The organism is Limnohabitans sp. 103DPR2, assembly GCF_001412575.1.
Classification (GTDB): Bacteria; Pseudomonadota; Gammaproteobacteria; order Burkholderiales; family Burkholderiaceae_C; genus Limnohabitans_A.
Window position 1 is genome coordinate 2,687,057 of the sequence record NZ_CP011834.1, and the last position, 17,708, is coordinate 2,704,764.

Annotated in this window: 23 protein-coding genes and 1 tRNA gene; 15 read left to right on the top strand and 9 right to left on the bottom strand. The window is 47.9% G+C overall.

Annotated features, from left to right (window positions below):
• Positions 1–79: 79 nt before the first annotated feature.
• Positions 80–412, top strand: coding sequence for a YciI family protein (locus L103DPR2_RS13015; protein WP_055361458.1), 333 nt, complete (start codon positions 80–82; stop codon positions 410–412).
• 201 nt (positions 413–613) lie between these two features.
• On the opposite strand, the gene L103DPR2_RS13020 is transcribed toward L103DPR2_RS13015, so the two are convergent.
• Both L103DPR2_RS13020 and L103DPR2_RS13025 read right to left on the bottom strand, forming a co-directional pair.
• Entirely contained in the window at positions 614–1,141 is a 528-nt protein-coding gene (locus L103DPR2_RS13020; protein ID WP_055361459.1) for a hypothetical protein, read from the bottom strand.
• Positions 1,134–1,382, bottom strand: a complete 249-nt coding sequence (locus tag L103DPR2_RS13025; RefSeq protein ID WP_231717645.1) for a helix-turn-helix transcriptional regulator — start codon at positions 1,380–1,382, stop codon at positions 1,134–1,136. The genes L103DPR2_RS13020 and L103DPR2_RS13025 overlap by 8 nt, the downstream gene beginning before the upstream one ends.
• Positions 1,383–1,708: 326 nt before the next feature.
• On the opposite strand from L103DPR2_RS13025, the gene L103DPR2_RS13030 reads away from it, so the two are divergent.
• Positions 1,709–2,317 carry a LysE family translocator gene (locus L103DPR2_RS13030; protein ID WP_055361461.1) on the top strand — a complete coding sequence of 203 codons (609 nt, stop codon included), beginning with the start codon at positions 1,709–1,711 and terminating at the stop codon, positions 2,315–2,317.
• 198 nt (positions 2,318–2,515) lie between these two features.
• Here the strand turns inward: L103DPR2_RS13030 and L103DPR2_RS13035 are convergent, their stop codons facing one another.
• Positions 2,516–2,950, bottom strand: coding sequence for a MerR family transcriptional regulator (locus L103DPR2_RS13035; RefSeq protein WP_108254915.1), 435 nt, complete (start codon positions 2,948–2,950; stop codon positions 2,516–2,518).
• Positions 2,951–3,133: 183 nt separating this feature from the next.
• Between L103DPR2_RS13035 and L103DPR2_RS13040 the strand changes: the two genes are divergently transcribed.
• The 3 genes from L103DPR2_RS13040 to L103DPR2_RS14255 all read left to right on the top strand — a co-directional run bounded on the left by L103DPR2_RS13040 (position 3,134) and on the right by L103DPR2_RS14255 (position 4,741).
• The gene (locus L103DPR2_RS13040) at positions 3,134–3,931 is read left to right on the top strand and encodes an SDR family NAD(P)-dependent oxidoreductase (protein ID WP_231717646.1); all 798 of its coding nucleotides are present in this window, start codon (positions 3,134–3,136) and stop codon (positions 3,929–3,931) included.
• A gap of 25 nt (positions 3,932–3,956) precedes the next feature.
• Positions 3,957–4,433 carry a hypothetical protein gene (locus L103DPR2_RS13045; RefSeq protein ID WP_146179225.1) on the top strand — a complete coding sequence of 159 codons (477 nt, stop codon included), beginning with the start codon at positions 3,957–3,959 and terminating at the stop codon, positions 4,431–4,433.
• A 98-nt stretch (positions 4,434–4,531) separates the two neighbouring features.
• Positions 4,532–4,741, top strand: coding sequence for a cysteine-rich CWC family protein (locus tag L103DPR2_RS14255; protein WP_082466822.1), 210 nt, complete (start codon positions 4,532–4,534; stop codon positions 4,739–4,741).
• A 145-nt stretch (positions 4,742–4,886) separates the two neighbouring features.
• On the opposite strand, the gene L103DPR2_RS13050 is transcribed toward L103DPR2_RS14255, so the two are convergent.
• The 4 genes from L103DPR2_RS13050 to L103DPR2_RS13065 are packed head-to-tail and all read right to left on the bottom strand — an operon-like array spanning position 4,887 to position 7,625.
• Positions 4,887–5,252, bottom strand: coding sequence for a cupin domain-containing protein (locus L103DPR2_RS13050; protein ID WP_156339914.1), 366 nt, complete (start codon positions 5,250–5,252; stop codon positions 4,887–4,889).
• Complete coding sequence (locus L103DPR2_RS13055; protein WP_231717647.1) at positions 5,253–6,146, bottom strand: PhzF family phenazine biosynthesis protein; 894 nt, start codon at positions 6,144–6,146, stop codon at positions 5,253–5,255.
• Between the two features lie 55 nt (positions 6,147–6,201).
• Entirely contained in the window at positions 6,202–6,903 is a 702-nt protein-coding gene (locus L103DPR2_RS13060) for an aspartate/glutamate racemase family protein (protein ID WP_055361466.1), read from the bottom strand.
• Positions 6,900–7,625 carry a glutamine amidotransferase gene (locus tag L103DPR2_RS13065; RefSeq protein WP_055361467.1) on the bottom strand — a complete coding sequence of 242 codons (726 nt, stop codon included), beginning with the start codon at positions 7,623–7,625 and terminating at the stop codon, positions 6,900–6,902. Before L103DPR2_RS13065 ends, L103DPR2_RS13060 begins: the two co-directional genes overlap by 4 nt.
• Positions 7,626–7,713: 88 nt before the next feature.
• Between L103DPR2_RS13065 and L103DPR2_RS13070 the strand changes: the two genes are divergently transcribed.
• The 5 genes from L103DPR2_RS13070 (at position 7,714) to L103DPR2_RS13090 (ending at position 11,740) form a co-directional block, all read left to right on the top strand.
• Entirely contained in the window at positions 7,714–8,583 is an 870-nt protein-coding gene (locus L103DPR2_RS13070; protein WP_055361470.1) for a LysR family transcriptional regulator, read from the top strand.
• 235 nt (positions 8,584–8,818) lie between these two features.
• Positions 8,819–8,895, top strand: a tRNA-Met gene (locus L103DPR2_RS13075).
• 63 nt (positions 8,896–8,958) lie between these two features.
• On the top strand, positions 8,959–9,813 hold the full coding sequence (locus L103DPR2_RS13080; RefSeq protein WP_055362058.1) for a DMT family transporter: 855 nt from the start codon (positions 8,959–8,961) through the stop codon (positions 9,811–9,813).
• 10 nt (positions 9,814–9,823) lie between these two features.
• A complete protein-coding gene (locus L103DPR2_RS13085) occupies positions 9,824–11,515 on the top strand; it encodes an FAD-dependent monooxygenase (RefSeq protein ID WP_055361472.1) in 1,692 nt (563 codons plus the stop codon).
• Positions 11,516–11,548: 33 nt separating this feature from the next.
• Positions 11,549–11,740 carry a hypothetical protein gene (locus L103DPR2_RS13090; RefSeq protein WP_055361473.1) on the top strand — a complete coding sequence of 64 codons (192 nt, stop codon included), beginning with the start codon at positions 11,549–11,551 and terminating at the stop codon, positions 11,738–11,740.
• 13 nt (positions 11,741–11,753) lie between these two features.
• On the opposite strand, the gene L103DPR2_RS13095 is transcribed toward L103DPR2_RS13090, so the two are convergent.
• Positions 11,754–12,239 (bottom strand): aminoacyl-tRNA deacylase, encoded by a 486-nt coding sequence (locus L103DPR2_RS13095; RefSeq protein ID WP_055361474.1) that lies wholly within the window; start codon positions 12,237–12,239, stop codon positions 11,754–11,756.
• A gap of 191 nt (positions 12,240–12,430) precedes the next feature.
• Here L103DPR2_RS13095 and L103DPR2_RS13100 point away from each other — a divergent pair, with 191 nt between their 5' ends.
• From L103DPR2_RS13100 to L103DPR2_RS13120, 5 genes are all read left to right on the top strand, one after another.
• Positions 12,431–13,477: an amino acid ABC transporter substrate-binding protein gene (locus tag L103DPR2_RS13100; protein ID WP_055361475.1), complete on the top strand. Its 1,047-nt coding sequence runs from the start codon at positions 12,431–12,433 to the stop codon at positions 13,475–13,477.
• Between the two features lie 83 nt (positions 13,478–13,560).
• Positions 13,561–14,736 (top strand): amino acid ABC transporter permease, encoded by a 1,176-nt coding sequence (locus L103DPR2_RS13105; protein ID WP_055361476.1) that lies wholly within the window; start codon positions 13,561–13,563, stop codon positions 14,734–14,736.
• A complete protein-coding gene (locus L103DPR2_RS13110) occupies positions 14,733–15,854 on the top strand; it encodes an amino acid ABC transporter permease (RefSeq protein WP_231717648.1) in 1,122 nt (373 codons plus the stop codon). Before L103DPR2_RS13105 ends, L103DPR2_RS13110 begins: the two co-directional genes overlap by 4 nt.
• A 1-nt stretch (position 15,855) precedes the next feature.
• A complete protein-coding gene (locus L103DPR2_RS13115; RefSeq protein ID WP_055361477.1) occupies positions 15,856–16,602 on the top strand; it encodes an amino acid ABC transporter ATP-binding protein in 747 nt (248 codons plus the stop codon).
• On the top strand, positions 16,602–17,174 hold the full coding sequence (locus L103DPR2_RS13120; RefSeq protein ID WP_055361479.1) for a protein-tyrosine phosphatase family protein: 573 nt from the start codon (positions 16,602–16,604) through the stop codon (positions 17,172–17,174). Before L103DPR2_RS13115 ends, L103DPR2_RS13120 begins: the two co-directional genes overlap by 1 nt.
• Here L103DPR2_RS13120 and L103DPR2_RS13125 read toward each other — a convergent pair whose 3' ends face one another.
• The gene (locus tag L103DPR2_RS13125; RefSeq protein ID WP_055361481.1) at positions 17,175–17,654 is read right to left on the bottom strand and encodes an Lrp/AsnC ligand binding domain-containing protein; all 480 of its coding nucleotides are present in this window, start codon (positions 17,652–17,654) and stop codon (positions 17,175–17,177) included.
• Positions 17,655–17,708 lie beyond the last annotated feature (54 nt).

Below are 17,708 nucleotides of genomic sequence, written 5' to 3' on the forward strand. Positions count from 1 at the left end.
GAGACCTCACATCATTTTGTACGCAGTGATGTGAGTTTCTACAAAATTAGAGGAATGCCAATCTCTAAATAGAAAGGCCATGTTGAAAAAATTCATCATCTTCGTCATAGACGATTTGTCTGGATCTGGCACACCTGAAGAAATGGTTGCTATAGATGCCTTCAATGATTATTTGAGAGACAAGGGGCATTGGATTTTTGCAGGCGGCTTAACAGCCCCTGTTCATGCCAATGTGATCGATAACCGAAACGACAGCAACTTCACAACAGGCAAGCCTCTGTTCGATACCAAAGAAAATTACAGTGGGTTTTGGCTAATTCAAGCGAACGATGATGAAACTGCAAAAAGACTGGCTTATGAAGGATCAAAGGCGTGTCATCGCAGGGTGGAATTAAGACCTCTACTTGGCTGATTAATACCCCACACCAACTGTCCTGTAAAACGACACTTGATGACAACGACTCGCCAGTAGCACGGTAGACCCGTCAAAGCCAAACCTGACTTAACGATTTATACGCATAGTTTGCCCTTTTAAAGGACATCCTTCTAGACCCCAAACTTTATTCAAAAGTTTGGTAAATCAAACAGGGAAAAATTAGATCCATTAAGTCAATCAAGCGTTATCCTCTGACGGCATACTCCAAGCTAAAACCATAGATGGGAGGCTTGCCATCCAAATACAAATTGAAAAGAGTGAAGTTGAAATATGAGCTTCCTTATTTGGAAATAGTACAGAAGTTGCTTCTCTGTTTATCAAGTAATAAAAGCAAAAATAAATCAGGGTGATGTAAGTCATCCACCTGTAAGCGTATATGTACGCATTATTGCGAAGTTTAATTTGCCTCTCGTCCAACAACTCTGAGGGAGCATCTGCTAGCAGGCGTACAGCCTTCCGCAATAATAGGTAAAACATCACAATTGCTGCCATCAGAAAAAATTCCACATATGATTTAATTTTGGGTTGATCAATAAAAATCGTCAGCAAAAGGAAAATGATAGAAAAAGAAAGTGCTGCAACCAGTACTTTTCTGTTTCTTTGATTTCTAAATATTGAAGGCTTGTTATCGTTCAAGCTGTTTATCACTTCTTTCTTAGTGACACCTTCTGCCCAATAAAACTTTTTGTCGGTCTTATCATTCATTTCTTTTACCTTTAGGAAATGGTTTGATGGAAAACAAACTTTGAACATCAATGTTCAGTGCTTCTGAAATACGTAGTGCTAAAACCAAGCTCGGGCTGTATTCGCCTCGCTCTAAGTAGCCAATGGTTTGATAGTGGACATTGACCATTTCAGCCAATTGCTGACGGCTCATACCGATCAGTTCACGCTGCTGGGCAATACGGTTATAGACTGGGGCTTCTTCATTTCTACTCATAGACATAGTATAAATGCTACATAGCATAAATACAACATCACTCGTAAAAAGCCCTAGAAATTTTGGGTCATTCTTTTTTTTGAAGATGACTTTTTTGAAACACTGATGATTTGAAGATGATGTAGTTTAGAAAAAACTTCAAAGATTTCGCAGCATCCTTACAGATCCAAACTTGATCTCCACCTCAACCCACAAGCACGGTCTCCACGCTGAGCACAAACTTGTTGAGACGGTTCAATCAGTATGGAGATAATAGCCTTCATATCGCAATCACCAGAATCTTCAATTAAACGTTTTGTGGATAACAATTTACAACTTAAAGGTCTAGCTCAATGATTCCATTTCTAATTGCGGCATTCGTATTAGCCATCACACCTGGTCCAGGCATTGCATATGTTGTAGCAAGAACGGTATCTGGTGGTCGCAAAGAAGGTTTGGCATCTTGTCTTGGAACAGGCTTAGGCGGCTTGATACACGTGATGGCATCAGCACTTGGCGTTTCGCTAATCATTGCCCAATCAGCATTTGCTTTTAGCATTGTGAAGTATGTGGGAGCTGCCTACTTGTTTTACTTAGGCTTTCGTATGCTCTTTTCAAAAAATGCTGCCCATACCAATGAAGAAATATCACCACAAGGAGCTCGTCGTGCTTTCTTTGAAGGTATAGCTGTTGAAGCCCTCAATGTTAAAACTGCCCTTTTCTTTCTGGCATTTCTACCTCAATTCACTAACTCCTATGAACCTTTAATGCCACAACTTGTTTTGTTAGGGGGTATTTGCGTCGTGCTCAATACATTTGTGGATGTTCTTGCAGTCTTGGGGGCAAACCGACTGCTTACATCAAGCGCAAAGCGAGCTCAGCGAGAAAAAATAATGGTTAAAACTTCAGGCGTCACAATGATTGGATTAGGCGCTTATTTAGCATTAGCTGAGCGAAACTGATCCAACAAAACGTAAATGCCCACCAAAAGCTCGGTCTATACGCGGAATCAAACCTGAGAAATCATCGTCCCGTTACTGGACGCTTGATGTCTTCCATCCTTGCTTAAAAATCGAGCAGGATAGGCAATTGGGGTGGCTCAAATTTGGATGCAAATTCAATTCAAAGTGATTTTTTTGCGTTGTTCAACACTTTTACTTTCACTTTGTGACTTTCAATGCAGTCATAAACTCAACAACGAAGCTGCAGTCAGGTTCATTTAACACTCGCATATCACCAATTGCAACGGGCTCCACATAGTCTCGGATTACTTGCAGACTTGCAATGCGCTCATTTATTTTTGCCAGCACATTGGATGCCAGTTGTTGCAATGCTTTTTCATCAAGAACTCCTTGATCGCGATCCGCCAGTAAAAGTGCGATTTCTGCAAGCGTGAGTCCAAGTTCCTTTAGATGAAATATTACCTTAAGGCGGTCAATTGTCTCGCTACTATATTGACGATAACCTGCATCTGTTCGTCTTTGTGGTGAGATGAGCCCCTCTTTCTCGTACAAACGCAACTGACCGCGAGTTACGTTTGCAGTCTTACATAAGGCACCAGTTGTTTGCAAACTCTTAACGGCGTTGGCGGTCATGACGTTTTCATAGCTTTTTTGATTAATTAAGGATGGGCACACATATCCATCCTAAACCTGGCTCATAAGTACCAAGTCAATGTATTTCTATGACCTTGATTTGATAAGTCCAAACACTTGACTCGGCATATTAGTACCAAGTTTCTAATCCTAGTATTGATAAATCAACTCTGGGGAATATTCTTGACAACATTACCAACAACACTTCGCAAGACAGCACTCATTACAGGTGCATCTTCTGGTATCGGCAAGGCGCTTACTTTTGAATTTGCCAAAGATGGGTACGATGTCGTACTTGCAGCTCGCAGCATTGAAAAGATGAAGTCTTTAGCAAATGAATTGCACTCTCACTTTAAGGTCAATGTCATAGTCATAAGTGCAGACTTGGAGATCAATGGTGGTGCGACAACGCTACACGCAGATATCAAAGCGCGAGGCATTAGGCTGAATGCATTGGTCAATAACGCAGGTTATGGGACTTTTGGTGAGTTCAAAAACTCTTCACTGACTGCTGAATTGTCTATGATGAAACTCAACATGGAGGCAGTGGTTGTTCTGACTAGATTGTGCCTGCCCGATCTTTTAGCAACAAAAGGTAAGCTGCTCAATGTTGCATCCACTGCAGCATTTCAGCCGGGTCCCTATATGGCGGTTTACTGCGCTACAAAATCGTTTGTTCTGAGCTTTACAGAAGCCATAGCTTGCGAGCTTGAGGATACGGGAGTTGAGGTAACGGCGTTTTGTCCTGGTCCGACAGCATCGGGATTTCAAGAAAAGGCTGAACTCGGAAACTCTGCACTGATAAAAGGTAAGAAACTACCAACGTCAGAATATGTAGCGAAGCTGGGCTATCGCGCCATGCAACGAGGTCAGAGGGTATACATTCCTGGCTTCATCAATTGGGTTATGGCTCAAAGCATGCGCTTCACGCCTCGTAACCTTGCTACCAAAGTCGTCAAAATCATGATTAAACCTATTTAAAAGAGTCGTCGCAATGATTAATAACTTGAGCAGCTATTTCGCTGCAGAGAAGCAAGAGAGCGTCATTTTCATTTCTGTTGGCATACTTGCAATAGCAGTAAGTATCTGGCTGTGGATCAATGGGCATCGACTGAAGTCCATGGCTTACCCGCTAGTAATCATCGGACTCATGCAAATGGCAGTAGGCTCCACCATATTCTTTCGTACCGACTCGCAGGTATCCGCTTTAAGCACACAGTTACAACAGAATCCAACCGCAATGCGAGTTGAAGAGTCGGCTCGCATGGAGACTGTCATGAAAAACTTTTCAATCTACAAAGCTATTGAAATGATACTTTTGATAACAGGCGTCGGGATCATTATTTTTCTGCAACAAAAAGATGTGGCAGCAGGCATTGGCATCGGATTGATTTTGCAATCTGCCATTACGCTTACCTTGGATATATTTGCTGAAGCTAGAAGTGCAGATTACATGTCCGCGTTGGACAGAGTTCCGATCTGAAATATATCTTTAATTCATTCCGTAACTCTGCACAAGCACGGTGCCCCCTCAGAAACCAAACCTGATTCAACGATCTTCACTAATGGTCTAATGATTCAATGGACAAAGTAATAGACCCTTCAAAGTGCCCCATTTGCGGCGACCCTAACCAGTGTGCTCAAGAGATTGCCAAAGCCACTGGAACGCCGCCTGAGAGGTGCTGGTGCATTACTGAAACCTTCTCGTCAGAGGTTCTTGATCGCGTACCGGAAGAGGCTAAAAACAAGGCTTGCATTTGCTCAAAATGTGTCATTACGACTGCCTTTTAATCACTGACGTTTACATTGAGACGTCTGCAAAACGACACATCTTGTCCACGCCAACACACAAGCACGGTCTCCACGCTGAACACATACTTGTATAGACGGTTTTGCCCACCATCTTTGTGTCCGTGCAATGCAAACGCCAATAAATTCAGCTGACTTTCTCAACAGCAAAGAATTGAGCTTTTTCAGTTAGCACTTTTGGGCGATGCTTGTGAGCTTCGCCATCAGGCAAAACAAAAACATCGCCTTTCTTGTAGTTGAATACTTTTCCCGCAATATCAATTTCTACTTCGCCTTCAACCATATAGCCAATGTGTCCTTTTAGACACCAATTGGGATGAACCATCGCTTTATCCCACTCAACCAAACGCAGCTGAAGTTCATCTTGTTGAAATCGTTTGAAGCGCATTCCGTCGCCAACTTCAACCCACTCCATTTGCTCAAACTGAATTTTGTATTCTGGTGTCATATTTTTTCCTTGCTTTGATTTAAAGATTGCAATTTTTGCAGTCACTTAGCAAGTCAGCTGCCCCGAAACACAAGTGACGCAATTACCACCAATTGAAATAGCACCTGAGCTTGTAATTGCCACTTCAATTTGACCGTCTCGTCCAACACGAACACCCTGTGTTGCTTGATAACTGAAACCTGTGCTTGGAACTATGCCTTGTTGATACATAAAGACACCAACACTACCGTTGCCGCTTCCGCATACAGGGTCTTCATTCACACCGCAAGAGGGTGCAAAAGACCTCACTTCAATGAATTTGTCACCTGCTTCGTATTCAGCGAAGATGGTAAGACCTGTAAGTCCCAACCGATTTTCAAATACTTTAGAGCGACCGAAATCAGGATTTAGTTTGAGCAATATTTCTACGCTTGGTATTTTTGCAACTGCCCATACAGCGCCAACATTGATGATTGTTGGCGCATATTTTCTTTCAATAGAACTGCCTAATATCTTCTCTAACTCATCCACATCTTCAGGCTGTAATTGCGTTAGTTTTGCATTTGGTAAAGCAAACGAAATCTGCTCTTTTCCAACTTCACCTTTCACAGCCAATTCAACCAATCCAATTTCACATTCTTGAACGAGCTTGCCATTATTTGCTTTTGCCAATCCCGCTTCAATCACTGCGTAAGCACTTCCGAGAGTTGGATGACCTGCAAATGGAAGTTCGCTTTGTGGCGTGAAAATTCGTAATTTGTAATCAGCACCTTTAGTTGTAGGTGGTGATACAAATGTTGTCTCCGACAGATTTGTCCATCGTGCAATTCTTTGCATTGCAGAAGTATCTAAACCTTCCGAATCTAAAATTACAGCGACAGGATTACCTAACAGCGGCTTAGATGTAAATGCATCTACAACTTTGTAATTTCTCGTTTTCAAAATATCAACTACTTTCAAAAAATATTGAATTCAATGCAGTCAATTGCATTATTTAATTTTCTGCAAAAAATAATTAGTCAACCTTTGAAGCTACCAATCTTTCAACCAGTGCTGCAACATGAATCTCCAGCGTATCTAAACATGGAACTGGGCTAATTTCATCATGAAGAATTAGTGGAAGTTCGGTGCAAGCCAACATCACTTGATCAATACGCTGATTGTCTTGAAGATTTTTGATAATTTGAATGAGACTTTCTCTAGTTTCTTCTTTGACAATTCCATGCTCCAACTCATTTTCGATCTTGTCTTGTATCCAAACGATTTGCTCTAATTTTGGAGTTGCAATTCGGATCCCAATGTTTTCAAATGGCGCCTTAAAAAAACTGTGTTGCATCGTGAATGATGTCCCCAACAGCCCTAAAGACCCCACACCCCGTTTCTTCGCTTCTTCACAAGTTGCGTCAATTGCACTGAGAACGGGTATTGAAGCTAATTGCCGCACCCTATCCATGACAATATTGGGCGTATTGCCTGTCAATGCAACAAAGTCAGCCCCGCTCTTCTCTAAGCTATTCAAAGCCTCCAACAAATACTCTGTTAGTTCATCAAACTTATTACTTCTGCATAATTCAAAAACCTTGAATGCGCTTAAACTTTCAATAGATATTTTTGGCAAACACTCATGACCTAGTTTGCTTTGAACTCCGCTAATGATCTTTCGATAGTAGAGAACAGTTGACTCCGGTCCTATTCCACCTACAAGCCCTAATTTCATCGAGACGTTCCAATGTGAGCTTGAATAAATCTTTTAAGAATGATTAAAGGAACGGGCGTAGTTTCTAATTCAGCCAACATCAGGTTAGGGTCCATGCCTTCTTTACGCAAAACTTCCTCTCGCGTATGAATACACGCAGTAGCAATTTGTGGCGTGAATTCTGGATGAAATTGCGTCGAAAATGATGTTTCGCTATACCTCACAATTTGATGAAGATCTTGTTTAGATCGAGCCAATACCTTTGCATAGTTTGGTATTTTGATGACTGTTTGCATATGCGTTAGGTGTGCTTTAAACGTCGATGGAAGTCCAACGAGCAAGCTGTCTTCCTCATTGTTTGTTCGCTCTATTTCCAAGCAGCCCATTTCACGACCGCTCTCTAAATAACCAACCTCGCCCCCAAAAGCGTGAGCCATAAGTTGGTGTCCATAACAAACGCCAAACATTGGGATTTTTAATGCGTCTGCTTGCTGTATCCACTTTGCGGTTGTTTCACTCCACGGGTGCAAGTCAGTGACCATAGACCACGAACCAGTAATAACGACAACCGAATGAGCGCCGTGTTCTGGCAAAGGCTCATTTTCAAAGACTCGAACAATGTCGAAATCCTGAACTCCCATACCAAGTGCGGCTGCAAACCACTGCGGTAAGTCCCCAACACTCTCCTGAATTTCTGCTGGAGGAGTGCCTGCTTGAATGATTAGTAATTCTTTTGATTTCACAAAACTTCAAATTCAAATAAGTTGAGGCTTACTTTACTCCCGACAAAGTATTTAAAAAAGTGAATAATTAGGATGGAGGTATCACAAAATGAGAAAGATAGACCTTGAGTCCTTGCAATTCTTCAAATCAGTAGTCGACTCTGGAAGCATCACACTTGCAGCAAGACAGCTAAGTCGAGTGCAGTCCAATGTAACCACTCGCATCAAAAATCTGGAAGAACGACTGGGCATCAAACTATTTTCAAGACACGGAAATAGGATGACGCTTACAGCAGATGGTGAACTTCTAAAGGGCTACGCAGAGCGACTGCTGAGACTAGCGACAGAGGCAGAGACAGCCATGCTTGCTAGAACGCCACAAGGAACATTAAAGCTAGGAACACTTGAAAGCACAGCCGCGGCAAGATTGCCACCTGTTTTATCGCAGTTTCACAAAAATTATCCAGAAGTGATGATTGAGCTGGTAACTGGATCAACATCTAAGTTGTTAGACATGGTTCTCCGCTACGAAGTCGATGCAGCACTAATTTCGGATCCATTTCAACCGCAGGGGCTTGATAGTCATCCGGTCTTTAGCGAAGAATTGGTCTTAATTGCACCAACCACTGTCGCTAATGCTTTAAGTCCAGACTATTTAAGAAATTGCACAGTTATTGCATTTTCAACTGGATGCTCTTATCGGCGCATTCTCGAAGAATGGCTGATTAGTGTTGATGTCACACCTAACCGCGTTTTGGAGTTTGCCTCATATCACGCTATTGTTGCCTGCGTTGCAGCAGGCACTGGAATTGGAATCATGCCGAAATCAATTCTTAAGGCAGTATTTGCAGAACCTCAATTGCAAATTATTCCTTTGCCTTCTAAGTATGCAAATGTAAGAACTCATTTGGTATGGCAGAAAGACAACTATTCAACAGTAGTGAAAGCATTTCGAAACCATTTTTCAAATGGTCTTTAAATCTGTCGTTTGCATCAATCAAACAATACATTTCAGCATTTGTCCATCGTCCCGTAAATAGACGATCACATTTGCAATTGCACGGCGCGCACCACAAGCACGGTCTCCACGCTGAGCAGACACTTGATGAGACGGTTTTAGCGCATAGGCATCAGCAAAATAAAATTGCAGGCAAGAAACTTTATTCAAAAGTTCTAAAAATCAACCCAATTCGTTTGCTATAATTTTTGGCTCAGGCTCTTTAGCTCAGTCGGTTAGAGCGATGGAATCATAATCCACAGGTCCGCGGTTCGAATCCGTGAAGAGCCACCAAACTTAGAGCCCCCCGTGCATGCACAGGGGGCTTTTTTCATGGTCATTGAACAGGTTGACCCCATGAACGCAGACAATCGCCGCGGTATTTTGGCCATGAGCCTGGCCATGTCCTTGTTCATTGCCAACGATGCGCTGGTCAAGCAAGTCAGTGCATCACTGCCCGGCCCGCAGCTCATTTTCATTCGCGGCCTCATGGCCACCACCTTAGTGCTGATCATGGCGCAGGCCATGGGTCATTTGAAAAACTGGCGCATGATGCTGAGCGGCAAATTGTGGCTTCGAGGCGCAGTCGATGCCATGGCCTCCCTCACTTACTTAACGGCCGTGTTTCATCTGCCCTTGGGCAATGCCACGGCCATCAATTTGGCATCGCCTTTGTTCATCACATTGTTTGCCATTTTCTTTTTCAAAGAGCGCGTGACGTTTCAGCGCGGTGCGCTGATTCTTTTAGGCTTTGCGGGCGTGTTGATGGTGGTGCAACCCAGCGCTGATGGCTTCAATGTCTATGCCTGGATTTGCGTGCTGGCCACTTTGTTTCATGCCACGCGCGACACGCTCACACGGGCCATTGGCCTGCACATACCAGCCTTGCTCATTACCTTGTCCACCGCTGTGTCGGTAGCCGTTGCAGCGGGCAGCATTACCCTCACCCAAAGCTGGGTGCCCGTCACAAGCAATGCGCTTGCACTGCTATTTTGTGCGTCGCTTTTCTTATCGGTGGCATATTACTTTTTAATTGTGGCCATGCGTGCAGGTGAGATGAGTTTGGTGGCCCCGTTCCGTTACAGCGGTTTGTTATTCGCCCTGCTGATTGGGTACGTGGTGTGGGACGAAGTGCCCAATCTGGTGGCATGGCTGGGCATTGGTCTATTGGTAATTTCTGGCTTGCTTATTTTGCGCGCCGAACGACAATAACTTTCATCTTATGCACACCCCCAGTACCCAACCCCGCCCTTCCATCTATTACAAGTACCAAGTCTTCAAGCCTTGGTTGGCTTCACAGAACGCGCCACAATCAAAACACAAAGTGGTGATTGTGGGGGCAGGCCCTGCCGGCATGGTCACGGCGCTTGAGTTGGCAAGGCACGGTGTACCGTGTGTCTTGCTCAGTGCTGATTTGCAGTTCTCACAAGGCTCGCGCGCCATTGTTTTCACGCGTCGCTCCATGGAAATTTTGCAGCAGGTGGGTGTGGCTCATCGCATCACAGAGAACGGTCTGCCATGGCGCTGTGGCAATTCCATCTATCGAGGCCAAAAAGTGTTTCGCATGGAAACACCACACGACCCCGACGACCGTTTCTTCCCCATGATCAACATCCAGCAGCAGTACCTCGAAGAGTACTTGCACGATGCCTGCGCCTCAAATCCGCTGATCGATGTACGGTGGGGCAACAAGTTGGTCAAAGCCGTGAACATTGAAGATGGCGTGAGCGCCGAGATTGATACACCCGAAGGTCCCTACACCTTAACAACAGACTGGCTGGTGGCCGCAGACGGTGGTCGCTCTGAAATTCGCAGCAGCATGAATTTGAAGCTGGAAGGTGCGTCGTTTGAAAGCATCTTTGTGATTGCCGACATTCGCATTGACCTGCCCTATCCCACCGAGCGCTTGGCCTTCTTTGATCCCGATTGGAACCGCGGCAACACCATCTTGATGCACCGCGAGCCGCATGGCATTTGGCGTGTGGACTACCAACTGCCACCTGGCGAAACACCGGAAGAAGCTTTACGCCCCGAGTCTTTGAAGCAACGCATTGACGCACAACTCAAGATGATAGGCTTTGAAGGCACGCCTTGGGAGATGGACTGGAACTCGGTGTACTCCGCACGCACCCTCACCTTGCCAGAATACGTCCACCAGCGCATTGTTTTTACAGGCGATGCTGCGCACTTGTTACCTATCTTTGGCGTACGCGGTGCGAACACCGCTTTCCAAGATGCGCAGTCTTTGGGTTGGCATTTGGCATTTGTTCTGCAAGGCCATGCACCCGAAAAATTGATGCAAAACCACAGCACAGAACGTGTGGGTGCTGCGCGCGAAATCATCACAGAAGCGGGCAAGAGCACGCGCTTCATGGCGCCGCCTAGCCGTGGCTTTAGGTTGCTGCGCGATGCCGTGTTGTCTTTGTCACTCACACAAGAATTTGTGCGGCCGCTGTACCATTGGCGCACCTCGCGGCCGCATGAATACAGTCGCTCGCTACTGAACAGCCCATGCGATGACAATCGGCAATTCAAGGGTGGCCCTGCTTTGGGCGCACCACCGCAAAATGTGCAACTTCAAACAGACAACTATTTACTTGACCACTTAGGTGGCGGTTTTGATTTGGTCTATGTGGCCGATTCCAAGGGCATCCCCAAAGACATTGCGCAAGCCGTGGCCTCGCTTCAAGCACCAGGCTTGCCGCTCAAGTTGATTGCCATCAGCTCACACGCTACTGCCATTGAAGGTGCGCACGTCACATTGCACGATCCACACATGCGTTTCCAAGCGCGCTATGCCGTTCAAGCCGGTGGCGCTTATTTGTTCCGCCCCGATCAGCACATTTGCGCGCGATGGTTGCAACTGGACGCAGCGCGCTTGACGCAAAGTTTGCAAGTTGCATGCATGCGCTAAATAGAAAAAATATCAAAGAATTGAGTTGAACTGATGAACACACCCGCTAATTTAGACATTGCAGGCCTAGAGCAGGTCTACGACGCATTGGCCAGCGCCATCGATCAAGCAGGCGCTGACAAGTCCGAACTTTTTTTGGTCAAGCTGGCTTTGCTCAATGCCAAAGCACTGGGCGACCCGCAACAATTTGAAGCGCAAATTGCCGCAGCCCTTCAAGACCTTTGATACCCAGCCAAGTTCATTGCGGCAAGGCGCATTCAACAGGCTTGGCACCCAACTCGTTCAGTAGCACCTGCGGGTCTAGGCCCACCAAAAAACCTCTGCGGCCGCCATTGATCCAAATTTTGGGCAAAGCCAAAATGCTGGACTCGACATACACCGGCATGTCTTTGCGCAAGCCAAAGGGTGAAGTACCGCCCACCATGTAACCCGAGTTTTTCTGAGCGACATCCGGTTTGCAAGGCTCAACCCATTTGCAGCCAATCTGTCGCGCCAAATTTTTGGTGGAGGTTTTGCAGTCGCCATGCATCAACACCACCAAGCCCTTGCCGTTTTCATCCTGCATAACCAAGGTTTTGACGACCTCGTGTTCGGGCACGCCCAACTGTTTGGACGATTCGGCTGTGCCCCCGTGGTCCACATAGTCGTAGGGGTGCTCGGTGTACGAAACTTTTTTTTGCTTTAACCACTGGGTGGCTGGGGTTTCAGAAACGTGTTTTGCCATCGCTTTTGCTACATTTTGGGGATATCTTCACATTGACCCAGCTTGACCAGCACTTTCGTGGGGCAGGCCTGATGGAACTGCCCATTCTTGGGGCTTGCCAGCATTTTCTACGAAACATGTCAGCAATTACCCGCGGTTTTTACAGCATTTTTTCATGCAAAATGTGCTTTTCTCACTTTCGGAGCTAGTCCATGAAATCCATTCGCAAATTGATTCAACGCCCCCTGCTGGCCACTGCCGCTTTGGCATTGCTCGGCACTTTGGCAACCCCCGCATTCGCGGGCAAAACCATCGATGCCATCAAGGCTCGTGGCACTTTGAATTGCGGTGTGAACCCCAGCTTGCCAGGCTTTGCTGCAGCTGACAGCCAAGGCGTTTGGTCAGGTTTGGACATTGACGTTTGCAAGGCTGTGGCCGCCACAATTTTGGGCGACGCCAACAAAATCAAATACACCCCCCTGAACGCTGCGCAGCGTTTTGCCGTGTTGCAAGCAGGCGAGATTGACATCTTGTCACGCAATACCACTTGGACCCTGAACCGCGATGCCTCGTTGGGCTTGCACTTCACAGGCACCACTTACTATGACGGCCAAGGCTTCATGGTTCCCAAGAAATCCAAAATCACCAGCGCCACCAAACTCAAAGGCGCCACAGTGTGCGTGCAATCTGGTACCACCACTGAGAAGAACTTGAATGACTACTCCAAAGTCATGAAGCTCAACATGAAGCCCGTGGTGTTTGACACACAAGAAGCCACCAACAAGGCTTACTTCGCTGGCCGCTGCCAGGCTTACACCACAGACGCCTCTGGTTTGGCTTCTGTGCGTAACAAAGAAGCGACCAATCCTGATGACCACGTCATCTTGCCCGAGTTGATCTCTAAAGAACCTCTTGGCCCCAGCGTGCGCCGTGGTGACGACGAGTTCTTTGCCATTGTGAAATGGGTGACATACGCTTTGATCGAAGCCGAAGAATATGGCATCACACAAGCCAACGTTGACCAGCTCAAAGGCAGCAGCACAGACCCCGTGGTTCAGCGTATCTTGGGTACTTCTGAAGACACAGGCAAATTGTTGGGCCTGGACAAAGACTGGGCATACCGCGCCATCAAGGCCGTTGGTAACTACGGCGAAATGTTCGAGCGCAATGTGGGTCCCAAGTCCACTTTGAAATTGCCACGTGGTTTGAACAACCAGTGGAACAAAGGCGGCTTGATGTACGCACCTCCCGTACGTTAATTTCGGCTTTGCGTTTTCCTCCATGAGGACAACTTCTTAAACCAAAGACTTCCGGCCCGCCTTGTGCGGGCCGGTCTATTCTCATGAGCACCCCTCCTCCTCCCAAACGTCAGTGGTCTTGGCGCAGCCAAGCCTTCCGCGGACTGGTGTACCAAATCCTAGCGATCTTGGTACTGGTTCTGGCCGTGGGCTACTTGATGTCCAACACGTTCGCCAACATGCGCGCACGGGGCATTCAAAGTGGTTTTGATTTCTTTCTCCAGCCAGCCGGTTTCGGCATTGGCGAAAGTCTCATTGAATTCGATTCCTCGCAGAGTTATTTGATGGCCTATGTCATTGGCCTCACCAACACTTTGCGAGTGGCCTTGGTTGGCCTTGTTTTGGCCACCCTGCTGGGCACCTTGATTGGCATTGGCCGCTTGACCAAAAACACCTTGGTCAAATCCTTGTGCGCCAGCTACGTCGAAGTCACCCGCAACATTCCGCTGCTGCTGCAACTCTTCATGTGGTACTTTGCCATGACCGAGTTGTTGCCGCCCATTGAATCACCCCTGAAGCCCTTGGCTGGCGTATTCTTCAGCAAGAACGGTTTGCAATACCCCTTGCCCGTCTGGGAACCCGGACACTGGGGCACGCTCATTGGTTTGTGCGTGGGCATCGGTGCTTGGAAATTTTGGTCACGTCACGTCAAGCAGCACTTTGAAGCCACCGGCCACACCAAGCCCTCTTTCTTGCCTGGCATGGGTTTGTTTGTGTTGTTTGGCGTAATTGGATGGCTGATCGGCGGCGCGCCAAGTGAAATCGACATCCCTGAAGTGACCGAGATCAACGTGGTGGGCGGCGGCTCCGTCACCCCCGAATACCTCACCTTGTTGATCGGCCTCACTGTTTACACCTCGGGCTACATTGCCGAAGTGGTGCGCGCTGGCATTCAGTCGGTGTCGTTTGGTCAACACGAAGCCGCTGTGGCTTTGGGTTTGAAGCGCACACAAGAGTTGCGCCTCATTCAATTGCCGCAGGCCATGCGCGTGATCATTCCGCCACTCACCAGCCAGTACCTCAACCTGATCAAAAATTCCTCGTTGGCTGTGGCTGTAGGCTACCCCGACTTGGTGTCCATCAGTTCAACCGCCCTGAACCAAACGGGTCGTGCCATTGAGTGCATTGCGTTGGTCATGCTCATTTATTTAAGCTTGAGCTTGCTGACCTCCGCACTCATGAACATTTACAACCGCCGTGTGCGAATCAAGGACCGATGATGCAAACCACCGGTTATCAACAACATTTCGAACCCATCGAAGCACGTCGCCCCCCCGTCAATGAATCGGGTGCTTGGGCATGGATTCAGCGCGGCTTCTTTGACGGCCCCGTCAACAGCCTGCTCACCGTGGTGTTCTTGGGCCTTTTGGTGTGGGCCATTCCACCCATCTTCAACTGGACCATTTGGTACGCCATTCCCGATGCCGACAACGCAGCTTGCCGTGCAGCACATGGCTTGGGTGCCTGCTGGGGTGTGGTAGCCGAAAAAGGTCGACTCATCTTGTTCGGTCGCTACCCCTTTGAAGAGCAATGGCGTCCCTTGGTGGCCAGCGCTGTCTTGGTGGCACTGCTGATCGTGTCTTGCTTGCGCACCTTTTGGCGCCCTGCATTGGCAGTGGCTTGGGTGATGGTGTACGCCTTCTTCTTCGCTTTGATGTACGGCGGCTTTGCTGGTCTCACCACAGTTGAAACAGCCCGCTGGGGTGGCTTGCCCCTCACCTTGCTGCTGGCCAGTGTGAGTTTGGTGGTGGCCTTCCCCTTGGCCATTTTGCTGGCCCTGGGACGTCAATCCGACTTGCCTGCCATTCGCACTTTGTGTGTGGTGTTTGTCGAGTTTGTGCGCTGTGTGCCACTCATCTCCGTACTGTTCATGGCCTCGTTCATCTTGCCACTCTTCATGCCCCAGGGCACCAAGATTGATGTGCTGGTGCGCGTGTTGGTGGGCATGACCTTGTTCACGGCGGCCTACTTGGCTGAAGTGATTCGCGGCGGCTTGCAAGCTTTGCCCAAAGGTCAAGTTGAAGCGGCGCATTCATTGGGTCTGAGCTACTGGCAAATTCAACGCATGATTGTGTTGCCACAAGCCTTGCGCTTGGTAGTGCCTGCCATTGTGAACACCTTCATTGGTGCCTTCAAGGACACGTCCTTGGTGACCATTGTGAGTCTGTACGACCTCACAGGTGCGGTGCAATTGGCGCTGGGCGATGCCGACTGGCGCAAGTTTTTCATTGAAGGCCAATTGTTTGTGGCCGCCATTTACTTCATCGCATGCTTTGCGATGTCACGCTACAGCCAATGGCTGGAATCCCATCTGAATACTGGAACACGGAGACAGTGAAGTGAGTACCTCAAGTCCCATCATCGAATTTTCTAAAGTCAACAAGTGGTACGGCGAGTTCCACGTGTTGCGTGACATTGACTTGTCGGTGGCCAAAGGCGAGCGCATTGTGGTGTGCGGTCCATCAGGCTCTGGCAAAAGTACCTTGATCCGCTGCATCAACCGTTTGGAAGTGCATCAATCAGGCTCCCTGAAAGTGGATGGCACCGAACTGACCGATGACGTCAAGTCCATTGAAGCGGTGCGCCGCCAAGTGGGCATGGTGTTCCAGCAGTTCAATTTGTTCCCTCACCTCACGGTGCTGGAAAACCTCACGCTGGCCCCCATGTGGGTGGGCAATGTGCCAAAAGCGGAAGCCGAAGAGCGCGCCATGCAACAACTCAAGCGCGTGCGCATTGCCGAGCAAGCCAACAAGTACCCCTTGCAATTGTCTGGCGGTCAGCAGCAGCGCGTGGCCATTGCACGCTCTTTGTGCCTCACACCCAAGATCATGTTGTTTGATGAGCCTACTTCTGCACTCGACCCCGAGATGATCAATGAAGTGTTGGACGTGATGGTGGAGTTGGCCAACCAAGGCATCACCATGATTTGCGTCACGCACGAGATGGGCTTTGCCCGCTCCGTGGCCGACCGCGTGATCTTCATGGACCAAGGTCAAATCGTGGAACAAAACACAGCGACCGAGTTCTTTGCCAATCCAAAGAACGAACGCACGCAAGACTTCTTGTCCAAAATTCTGGCGCACTGATGTCTGTCATATCAAAGCCCGTCGGCCCTGCCGGCGGGCTTTCTTTTTTAGACCCGCGCGGCGATGCACTGCCCCGCCCTCACGGCAATACCTATTGGCTGTGGGCTGGGCATGTGTTGGCGGGCGAGCATCCTGGCAAAGAGGGTGAGGCCCTGTTGCCCGAGCGTTTGCAGTTGTTGGCGAAAATGGGCATCACGCATTTCATTGACCTGACCTCTTCCAACGATCCTTTAAAGCCTTACCAACCCTTGGGCGGTGCTGTGCGCATCAACCACCCCATCACTGATTTTGGTGTGCCCAGCACAGCGCAAATGCAAGTCATCTTGCGCAGCATGGACGAAGCTTTGGCACAAGGTGGCAAGGTCTATGTGCATTGCCGTGCAGGCATTGGTAGAACGGGCACGGTGGCGGCCACATGGCTTGTGAACCAAGGCCTGAACGGACAGGCCGCGTTGGACTTGCTGCTGCAAAAGTGGCAAGCCGTGGACAAACGCCTAGAAGAGCCGCATACGCCAGAGACTGAGGCGCAGCGGCAATTTGTATTGGCTTGGGAAACTCATCGTTCGAGTTGACTAGCTCAACAATGGAATTGCCGAACTGTTTTTGACTTCCTCCATCACAGCATAGGTTCTCGTCTCTCTGACGCCGGGCAATTGCCACAAGACACTTCCGGCGAATTCACGGTAGCTGTTCATATTGGCTGTTCGAGTTTTCAACAGGTAATCAAAGCCACCCGCCACCATGTGGCACTCCATAATTTCATCACGGACCTGAACCGCAGCCTTGAATTGCTCGAACACATTGTGGTTGGTTCGGTCCAGTAAAACTTCGACAAACACCAACATCCCCGCGCCCAATTTCAATGGATTGAGGCGTGCTTCATAGCCCAAGATGTAACCCTCTTTGGTGAGTCGTTGCACACGCGCTAATACCGCCGTGGGTGAGAGGGCCACCGCTTCTGCCAACTTGAGATTGCTGATGCGACCATTCTTTTGCATGCAGTCCAATATGCGCAAGTCAATCCGATCAATACTTTCTGAAATATCTTTCATACAAAATATTATCCAGTTTTAAATCATTTATTTAGAGAAATATACTATAAAAAA